The following is a 9,778-nucleotide window of genomic DNA, read 5'->3' on the forward strand; positions in this document are numbered from 1 at the left end:
GCGCTGATCGGGTGCACCGCGTGCGCGCGGCGAATCGTCGCCGGCGCCGCTTCCGAGAGCCCCAAGAAGCGCACCTTACCGGCCGCGACCAGCTCGGACATCGCGCCGACGGTCTCTTCGATCGGCACGGTTGCGTCGACGCGATGCTGGTAATACAGGTCGATATGTGCGACGCCCAAGCGTTTGAGCGATGCATCGCATGCCGCGCGCACGTAGTCCGGGTGGCCATTGACGCCTTTGAACGACCCGTCGGTCCCACGCACGTTCCCGAATTTCGTAGCGAGCGTGACCCGGTCGCGACGATTCGCGATCGCGCGCCCCACAAGCTCCTCGTTTTTGAACGGCCCGTATATATCGGCCGTATCCAGAAAGGTCACGCCGATATCGATCGCGCGATGGATGGTCGCAATCGACTCCACGTCGTCGCGCCCGGCGTAGAATTCGGACATCCCCATGCAGCCCAAGCCGATCTCCGATACGGCCAGGCCCTGGGAACCAAGTGTTCTCTGCTTCATAACAAACTGGACCGCCCCGGCCATCGGCAAGTTGCGCCGTCGCGACTATCCCGGCAGGCTCTGAGCGATCGCCGCGAGGGTCGCGTCGATGTCGGCCTCGGTGTGCGCGGTGGAGACGAACATCACCTCATTCTGCGAGGGCGGCAGCAAGATACCGCGCGCGAGCATGGCGTGATAGTAGCCGGCGTATGCCTGCTTATCCGCACGCCGGGCATCATCGTAATTGCGCGTCGGCGGACCCGCCCGAAATTTAAAGTCTACGATCGACTCGTGTTGCACCACCGCATACGGCAGGCCTCGATCGGCGAAGATGCCGCGAATACCGTCGGCCAAGCGCATCGCGAGCCCACGCATCTGCAAGTAGTACTCCGGATGGGTTTCCAATACGTCCAAGACGCGGTGGGCCATTCCAACCGAGAACGGGTTGCCGCCGTGCGTGCCCCCGGTAAACGTCGAGCCCTCCGGCGCGAGAACCCGCATGACGCCGGCCCGTCCGCCAAAGGCGGCGATCGGAACGCCGCCACCCATGATTTTCCCGATCGTGGTCATATCGGGCGCGATACCGGCGCTCGCCTGCGCGCCGCCGAGCCCCAGACGCAGCCACGTAATGATCTCGTCGAAAATCAGCACCGCGCCGAACGCATCCGCGCGTTCGCGCAAGCCGCGCAGAAAGCCGTCAACCGGTGTGACGTAGCCCATGTTGCCCACGACCGGCTCGACGATGATCGCCGCGAGTTCGTGCTCGCGCCCGGCCAGCAACGCGTCGACCGAATCGAGATCGTTATAGCGCGCGACCGCGACATCGCGCATGACGCCCTCTGGAATGCCGCTCGCCTGCGCGTCGGAGGTATGCGCCGATGCGCCGGCATCGAGCAGCGCAAAATCGGAGTGGCCGTGATAATTTCCCGCGAACTTCAGCACCAGCGTACGCCGCGTGTACGCTCGCGCGACGCGAACCGCACTCATGACCGCCTCGGTCCCGGTCGAAACGAAGCGCATCCGCTCCATCGAGGGCAAGTGCTCGCGAATGCGCTCGGCTAACCGAACCTCTTCGGGGTGCGTCGTACCCCACACGAACCCGTTCTTGGCAAGCTCGTCCAGGCCGGCGGTCAGCGCCGGATGCGTGTGCCCGAAGAGCAGCGGCCCATACGCCATCACGTAGTCGATATAGCGTTTCCCGGCCTCATCGTACGCATAAGCGCCTTCCGCTCGCTCCTGCACGAACATCGGCCCGCCCACGCCCCAACAGGAACGCACGGGCGAATCGCAGCCTCCGGCAAGCACGGCCTGCGCGCGAGCGATACTGGGAAGGGCGGTATCGGTAGACATCACGGCTCGCTGGTTCTCGGAGCGCCCTTTGGCTGCCTGCCCTGCATCTGAGGCTTTGGCGGTACAGCAAACGGCGAAAGTGGTGTTGAATAGAGGGGCTATGCCGCACATCGATATCCAGATATCCCCCGATTCGAACATCGAGGAACTCGTCGCCGCGCTCCCGATCGCAGCCGAGGTCCTCACCCAATTCGGCTTGGGCTGCTCGGGCTGCGGTGTGAGCAAATACGAGACCGTCGCACAGGGCGCAAAAGCGCACGGCCTGCGCGTCGAGCCGGTGATCGCCGCCCTCACGCAGGCGCGTCTCTCGGGCTTCGTGCCGCTCGTGAGCAACGAAGATCGCACGCCCGCTCGCCGCGCTCCCGGTTCGTTCAACGGCCGCGCCCGCATCAAATACGTCATCCCGATCATGTCCGGCAAAGGCGGCGTCGGAAAATCGCTGGTGACGGCGCTGATCGCCATCGGCCTGCGCCGCAAGCACTTCACGGTCGGCATCCTCGACGGCGATATTACCGGCCCCTCGATTCCCAAGCTCTTCGGTTTGCGCACGCCGCTCGCCATCGAAGCCGACCCCACGGTCAAAAACGATAAAGGCCAAGCGCAGCCGCTGATGGTTCCAGCCATCACGCGCAGCGCCATCGAAGTCGTCAGCGCAAACTTGCTGACGGATAAAGAAGACACCGCGATGATCTGGCGCGGCCCGATTCTTTCGGGCGTCATCCGTCAATTCTACGAACAGGTCTTGTGGAGCGATCTCGATTTCTTGCTGATCGATCTGCCGCCCGGCACCTCGGACGCACCGCTCACGATTCTGCAATCGCTTCCGGTTGACGGCGTCGTCCTGGTAACGATGCCGCAGGCGCTCGCGACCATGATCGTTCGCAAAGCGGCGAACCTGGTGCACCAGCTCAAGAAACATATTCTCGGCGTCGTCGAGAATATGTCATACTTCGTCGCGCCCGATACGGGCACGAAGTATGAGATCTTCGGGCCTTCGTATGCCGATAAGGTTTCGGAACTTGCGGGCGCGCCGGTGCTCGCGCGCATTCCGATCGATCCGGAGAAGGCTCGGCTCGCGGACGAAGGACGCGTGGAAGAGATCGACGACCCGATTTGCGATCAGCTCGCGGATTCGCTGCTTGCGGCTCTTGCGGCGCATCCGAAACCGAAGGAAGTTATTTCGATCATTTAGGGCGTGCATGAGGCAGGCGTGACGCGATTGCCGGGCGTGGTACGGGGTTGGGGGACCGCTGTTGGATTTTACTTCCTGTAAAATCCAACGCTGCTGCGTTTTTTGGGCAAAGCGAAGCTTTGAAGTTCACATCCTGTGAAGGCCCAAAAAATCGCAGCTCCCCCAACCCCGTACCACGCCCGGCAATCGCATCACACTAGTTCGCACATCAGTCATTAACGTCGAATAGGATTTTGCCGTCGCGCCAGGTTTGACGTACCGTGCAATCGGCGAAGCGCGCGCCGTCGAGCGGGTCGCGGTCGAGCACGACGAGATCCGCGGCCAATCCCGGTTCGAGATTTCCCGTGTGCGTTTCCGCGTAACCGAAGCGCGCGGCGTTTACCGTGTAGAGCGCGAGTGCTTCGTGCGCGGTGAGGCGTTGTTCCGGCTCGTGATGGTCGAGGCAGGCTTGCATTCCGGCGAGAGGATCGAGCGGGCAGACGGGGCTATCGTCGCCGCCGCAGAGCACGGCTCCCGAGCGAGCGATCCGCGCGAGCGCGTTCATGCGACGCTTACGGCCGGTCCCGAGGCGCTCGTCGTACATGCCGCCTTGGTTCCCCCAAGTTGCGTCGAATTGCGGTTGCATCGAAAGATAGATGCCCATGCGCGCGCACGCATCGATATGTTCGTCGCTTGCCATTTCGAAGTGTTCGATAAAATGCCGGGCACCGCGTTGCGAAGGCTTTCCGGCGAGGACGCGCTCCCAGGTGCGAATGCATTGTTCGATGGCTGCGTCGCCGATGGCGTGGACGCCGGCGGCGATGCCTAGCGCTTCGGCTTGCGCGAAATAGCCCAGGAGTGCGTCGTCGCTCATCCTTAGCGCACCGTGTCCGCGCTCGCCGGCGTACGGTTCGCAGAGCGCTGCGGTGCAACTTCCGAGCGAGCCGTCCAAGAACACGTCGCCGCCGATATACGGCAGGCCGAGTTCGAGCGCGAGTTGCGCGTCGGGTTCGCAGATCTTTGGATGCACTTTTGCGCGGCTCGCATGCAAGCGTTTGACTTCTGCCGCGTACGCATCGTGCGATAGGCCCAACAGTTGTGCGTGCAGATGGAGCGCGCCGCGGGAGAGGGCCAGATCGATCGCGCGCACTTCCGCATCGGCGCGCATCGATGCCGGGAAGGCGGCCATGAACGCGGATTGGGCGCGCCAATTCGCATCGAAGAAGAGGCGGCCGGTAGGGGCGCCTTCGGCGTCGCGTTCGATACCGTTGGTATCGGGATCGAGCGAGAGCCACGCAAGCGCGTGGCGGTTGACGATGCACGAATGGCTATCGATGCGTACGACCATCGCCCGTACGTTTGCGTGATAGCGTTCGAGGGGCAGCGCGTCGGCCGCGCGGCCGTCGGCCCACAATCCGTCGTCGTATTGGCCGGCGTAAAGAAATGGCCCGTCGCGCGGGAGGCGCGCGACGGCATCCGCGTATTGCGCGTAGCTGCGTACCGCCGATAGGCTGCGTTCGCCGGCGAAGTATCCGGTGCCGTCGAGGTGCACGTGACAATCGGCGAAAGCCGGCAGGACGGTCGCGCCGTCGAGATCGATGCGTTCGATCCCGGCTCCGATATCGCGCGCGTCAAGCGAGCGTATGATGCCGTCTTCGATTGCGAGCGCGGCGTGCCGTTGCCAAAGGCCGCGGGTGCCGTCGAAACGGTAAAATCGTGCGTTCGCCAGAAGTATCACGTTCTTGTGAGTACCATACGATGGCAACGATTCTTGCTTGGCGCCGCGACGGGTTTTGGCGCCGGCTATCTGCTGTGGCGCACGTACGAGGCGGGACGGGCGTTGGAAGCGCCGCCGGCTGCCCTCGCCCCGGATCCCGCAGCGTACGGCCGCATCCATCGTGGGCTCGCGGTTGCCGGGGTGGTGCGCTCCATCGCCGGAACCATGGCGCTTGGGTATGGGCCCGGTGGCGCGGCCATCGACCGCCTGGCATCGCAGGCACCCCCGCTATTACGGCCTGCGATCTTTGCCGCGGTTCTCGGCGCGCTCGATGCGTTTGGCGAGCTTCCGATCAGCTTCGTCGAGGATCACATCGTGGAGCGACGCTACGGAACCAGCGAGCAATCAGCTAGCGATTGGGCGCGCGATTATGCGAAATCGGCGGCGCTCGGCGCGGGAGTTACCGCGGTGGTCGCGATGCTGTTCGGCAACGCGGTGCGGCGCATGCCGCGTTCGTGGCCGCTCCTCGCTTCGCTCGGAACGCTGCCGCTATTGCTGCTGGCGAATATCGTCGTGCCGGTGTACGTAATGCCGCTCTTCAATCGTTTCGAACCGCTCACCGGGCCGCTTGAGGTGCGTTTGCGCGCCCTCGCCTCACGTTACGGCGTCGGAGACGCGCAGATTCTTCGCATGGATATGAGCCGTCAAACAAAAAAGGCTAACGCCTTCGTCACGGGGATCGGAAAGACGCACCGGATCGTGCTTGGCGATACGCTGGTCGAACACTTTACGCCCGATGAGATCGAGTTTGTCGTAGCGCACGAACTCGGTCATTACGTTTCCCACGATACCTGGCGCATGATCGCGCTCGCACAGGCATTAGCGACGACGCTCTTCTTTACGGCGTATGCCGTGATCTCGAAGGCACAGCGCGAACGCCTGCGCGAGCGACCGCTCTTGCTTTCGCGCATCTATGCGACGATGGCCGTCGGGACCCAGGCTCTTCGCCCGCTCCTGCTCGCGTTCACGCGTTCGCGCGAGTGGACCGCCGATCGTTTTGCGGTTGCGGCGACCGGGGAACCGCGCTGGGGCGTGGACGCATTCCGCCGCTTGCGCGATCAGAACCTCGCCGAGGATGACGTCCCCGGCTGGTACGGAATCTTCTTCAGTTCTCACCCAAGTTTAGGCGATCGCATCGCGGCGCTCGAGGCAAGCGCGTGAATGCGCGCTTGTAATTGCTCGGGCGCGTCGGATGCGACGAAGATGCGCAGCACCGACCGCGGCTGTGGCGTGAACGCGTGATATGCGGAGGCGGGCTCGCAAAGATCGATCTGCAGGATCGGGAGATCGCCGAATCCGAGAAATGCCGCCCCTTCGCGAAGCTCGCGCGGTAGACTGCGGCGCTTGACTCGGCTACGCACGGTCGTTTCGCCAACGTGTTCCGGCGCAAACGTGGCGGATTGCAACAGGCCGTTGTGTAGCGTGATGCGACCGGAGTTAAGGTCGTGCGGCCGAGCAACCATCGTCCCGTAGAAGCCGAAGAGCCAGACCACCGCCCATACATCGAGCAACGATAGGAAGACTGCAAGTGCGATATATGCGTGCGGGATCAACAAAAGCAGGAAGACGGCATCGGGAACGACGGCGACCGCAAGAATGACGGCGCCCAACGCCACCTTCGAACCGCCGGCGTACGACGCGGCACATGACGCTTGAGGCAGAGCGAACGCCCGCAATCCGATGCGCGCATGCGCAAGGAGCGTCATTTCCCTGGCAGCGACGCGAGCGAGCCCCACGGGCATAAACCGCCGAAACTTCGCCGTAAGGCGCCCTTCTGGGGTATGCCCGAGGCCGCATGCGTCGTCGTTAAGCATCCCCTCGATTATGATTGCCGAGCGCCCCGAAGACAAGCCTCTGCGATCCAAGCCTCTTGTGTTGCGCCGGCTGAGCCGCCTTTTTTCCCCTACAACGTTACGATCGGCGATGGGCGCGTGCCGAGCCAAGACGCGAGATCGGTTTTCTGCGTAACGTAGGTGCCGGTGCGGAGTTCTTCGCGATACTCGCCGAAGCGGCCGAACGCCTCGGCGAAGGCATCGTGCTTGTGAATCGATTCGTAATTGATCTGGCTGGCAAACATAAACGTATCGTCGCTTAGGTCCGCGTACATATCGAGCGAACGCGCTAGAATGCCGCGCACGACATCCTCGACGAACTTCGGATTATGGTGCGCCTTGTTCACGACGAAGAACTCGTCGGGACGTTTGAGTAAGTCGTAGGTCTCGCTCGACATCGAGCTCTCGACGATCTCCACCAGATCCTCGGCTCGCACGCCGGCCGCTTGGCCTTCGTCGACACCCAGCATGATGCAGCCGCGACCGCGCTGATTGTGCGTGGCAACGGGGAGCGCATCGAGCGCGCGGTTCGCATCGGCTTCGCTAAATCCGGCTTCGATCAGTTCGCGAACGGCGTGCTCGCGAACCATCTGCTGCGCGCACGGGCACGCGGTCATGCCTTCGGCCTCGACGCCGATGACGCGACGCGTTCCACGTTCGTCCGCATGCGCGATCCCGATCAGCGTGTAGGTCTCCTCACCGCGCTTACCGCTAACGGGAGTCCAGCGCTCCAGCCCAAAGCTCGCCCGCAGACGCACGTCGGCGCGCACCGCGCGCTGGCTCTGCACGATCTCGCGCGCGATCGACGAAACCAACCCTTCGATTCGCGCGGGGGCATCGGTACGCGCGAGTACGTCGAGCGTGGCTTCTTCCAGGATTTCGGAAAACCGCGACATGTGCAGCCCGGCTTTATCGGGCGAAAGGTCGGCGACCATCGAAAATTCGCCGTTAAAGACCCGCGGTCGCCCGTCAATTTCCAGATGCACGATGCGTTTGATGCCCGAAACGCCGACGCGATTGAGCGCGAGCCGGACATCGGGAACCTCTTCTTGCCGGTTAGCGAGAAAATGTAAGCTGCGCTCGCGGCGCCGGACGTGCTGCGTTCCGTGCTCCCGCGCGGCTTCGGCGAACTCGGGGACGATCTCCGCTAAGGGCACCACATTGTAGGCGCGCTGCAGCAAGCGCGGATGAACGTCGTCGTCAAACGCTAGGACGTCGATATCGATCGGCCGCGCAGCCAAGCGCAAGCGCGACGTGCGGCCCACCGCGCTCTGAACCTGCGCTACCATCTCATCGAACGCTGCACGCTCCAGATCGGTTCGCACCTCGGCCGCAGCGTTCAAAAACGGTGGACCGTCGGCACCTTCGGCGGGGTCGCTTTCGTAGAACGACGAGACGGCTACGACCTGAGCCCGCACGCGCAGGCGCTGTAGCGCAGCCAAGATATTCGCCTGGCGGTCTCCGAGATTCGATCCGATGCCGATATAGACGCGATGCAACTGTTGTTCCCATTTCGATGTAGCGTTTGTAACCTAGCTTCGCCGCGGCCACGCCCCGGGCTTCTCTCGGGTAGCCCAAGCTCGCTTGCGGGGCAAACGGCCCGGGATTCTCCCCGTCGGGCTCGTAACGAACCGAGCATGGACCAAACCTCGCTCTACCCCTATGCCATCGAGCCCAAGGAGACGCCCGCAATTTGGGGCGGCGATGCGCTCGTGCGCCGCTTCGGTAAAGATGCCGACCCCGAGGCGAAGATCGGCGAATCGTGGGAATGCTGGGACACCAACCACGTGCGCAACGGTCCGCTGGCCGGTAAAAGCATCGCCGATTTACGCGGGCTGTTAGGAGCATCGCTGCTGGGCGATATCGACCCCACGCGTATTTTTCCGGTGCTCACCAAAATCATCGACGCACGCGACTGGCTATCGGTACAAGTGCATCCGAACGATGCCTATGCCCAACGCTTCGAGCACCAACCCAACGGCAAGACGGAGTGTTGGTACATCTTTTCGGCGGACGCCGATTCCGAACTCGTGCTCGGATGGACCCGCGACACGTCGCGGGCCGAGTACGAGCGCCGCGTCGCCGACGGCTCGCTCGGCGACATCCTGCGCCACGTTCCGGTCAAAGCCGGCGACACGTTCTACCTCCCTTCCGGCACGTTGCACGCCGTCGGTAAAGGCATCATTTTATTTGAGACGCAGCAGGCGAGCGATCTCACGTACCGCATCTTCGATTGGAACCGCACCGGCCCCGACGGCAAACCACGCGAACTCGCGGTACAAAAGGCCGGCGACGTCCTCAACTACCATCGCGAAACCGCCGGAGCGCTCGACCAGATCGCCTATCACTTCGAGGGGCTCGACCGAACGGCGATGATTGCCGGGCCGAACTTCGTCGTCGAGCGCATCGTCGCAAGCGCCGAACCCGCGTCGCTCCCCACCAACGGCCGCCCGCTGATTCTGATGTCGCTCGAAAGTCCGCTCGAAGTCCGTGGAAACGACGTCACGGTCGAACTGAGCAAATACCAAACGGTACTCATTCCCGCGGCGTTAGAGTGGTGCACCGTTCGCGCCGTTGACGCAAGCGCGCCGTTCATGTTCGTCACGCCGCCCGCGCATCGCGAGACGATGCCGGTGCGCCTATTAGCTGCCGGCATCGCGCAGGCGCGCGTCGACGCCTTTATGGCGCAGTTTGGGAGCTAGTCGGTAGCTAGGCACACACGTGATACTCGTTCGGGGGAGCTGCGATTTTTGGGCCTTCACAGGATGTGAACTTCAAAGCTTCGCTTTGCCCAAAAAACGTAGCAGCGTTGGATTTTACAGGAGGTAAAATCCAACAGCGGTCCCCCGAACGAGTATCGCGTGTGTGCCTAGCTACCGACTAACGACCGTGTCGTAGCAGCTGCCTTGCTCGATGGCGCAAGATGTCGCCGATGACGCGCGCTTCGTGCGCTTCCAGCGGACGCGGATCCGGCTGTAATCGCGCGAGATCCCAGCGCTGCTCGATCGGATCCAGGCCGAAGTAGCCGTCGGCGAGCGCGGCTTCGGCATGGGTCATCACGCGATCGGGTTCGATCGGAATGGCGTAGCGCGCTGCAAGCCTCGCGATGGTTCGGCAGAGCGCGTCGACAGCGTCGTCGCGGAGCGGATAGGGG

The 9,778-nt window shown here is 63.2% G+C and carries 9 protein-coding genes; 3 read left to right on the top strand and 6 right to left on the bottom strand.

Annotated features, from left to right (window positions below):
* Together VMW12_11210 and VMW12_11215 are read right to left on the bottom strand one after the other, a co-directional pair.
* A partial coding sequence (locus VMW12_11210; protein ID HUZ50283.1) for an aldo/keto reductase occupies positions 1 to 515 on the bottom strand: 515 nt, incomplete at its 3' end.
* A gap of 45 nt (positions 516 to 560) precedes the next feature.
* A complete protein-coding gene (locus VMW12_11215) occupies positions 561 to 1,844 on the bottom strand; it encodes a glutamate-1-semialdehyde 2,1-aminomutase (GenBank protein ID HUZ50284.1) in 1,284 nt (427 codons plus the stop codon).
* A gap of 100 nt (positions 1,845 to 1,944) precedes the next feature.
* Here VMW12_11215 and VMW12_11220 point away from each other — a divergent pair, with 100 nt between their 5' ends.
* Positions 1,945 to 3,036, top strand: a complete 1,092-nt coding sequence (locus VMW12_11220; protein HUZ50285.1) for a P-loop NTPase — start codon at positions 1,945 to 1,947, stop codon at positions 3,034 to 3,036.
* 208 nt (positions 3,037 to 3,244) lie between these two features.
* On the opposite strand, the gene VMW12_11225 is transcribed toward VMW12_11220, so the two are convergent.
* Positions 3,245 to 4,753 carry an amidohydrolase family protein gene (locus VMW12_11225; GenBank protein ID HUZ50286.1) on the bottom strand — a complete coding sequence of 503 codons (1,509 nt, stop codon included), beginning with the start codon at positions 4,751 to 4,753 and terminating at the stop codon, positions 3,245 to 3,247.
* A gap of 6 nt (positions 4,754 to 4,759) precedes the next feature.
* Between VMW12_11225 and VMW12_11230 the strand changes: the two genes are divergently transcribed.
* A complete protein-coding gene (locus VMW12_11230; protein HUZ50287.1) occupies positions 4,760 to 5,953 on the top strand; it encodes a M48 family metalloprotease in 1,194 nt (397 codons plus the stop codon).
* On the opposite strand, the gene VMW12_11235 is transcribed toward VMW12_11230, so the two are convergent.
* Together VMW12_11235 and mptA are read right to left on the bottom strand one after the other, a co-directional pair.
* The gene (locus VMW12_11235; protein HUZ50288.1) at positions 5,905 to 6,498 is read right to left on the bottom strand and encodes a hypothetical protein; all 594 of its coding nucleotides are present in this window, start codon (positions 6,496 to 6,498) and stop codon (positions 5,905 to 5,907) included. The two genes, VMW12_11230 and VMW12_11235, sit on opposite strands and share 49 nt — an antisense overlap.
* 197 nt (positions 6,499 to 6,695) lie before the next feature.
* Complete coding sequence (gene mptA / locus VMW12_11240; GenBank protein ID HUZ50289.1) at positions 6,696 to 8,123, bottom strand: GTP cyclohydrolase MptA; 1,428 nt, start codon at positions 8,121 to 8,123, stop codon at positions 6,696 to 6,698.
* Between the two features lie 138 nt (positions 8,124 to 8,261).
* On the opposite strand from mptA, the gene VMW12_11245 reads away from it, so the two are divergent.
* A complete protein-coding gene (locus tag VMW12_11245; protein HUZ50290.1) occupies positions 8,262 to 9,326 on the top strand; it encodes a type I phosphomannose isomerase catalytic subunit in 1,065 nt (354 codons plus the stop codon).
* Between the two features lie 178 nt (positions 9,327 to 9,504).
* On the opposite strand, the gene VMW12_11250 is transcribed toward VMW12_11245, so the two are convergent.
* Positions 9,505 to 9,778: hypothetical protein (locus tag VMW12_11250; protein HUZ50291.1), on the bottom strand; the 274-nt coding region annotated here is incomplete at its 5' end.

This window comes from Candidatus Dormiibacterota bacterium, assembly GCA_035532835.1.
Classification (GTDB): Bacteria; Vulcanimicrobiota; Vulcanimicrobiia; order Vulcanimicrobiales; family Vulcanimicrobiaceae; genus DAHUXY01.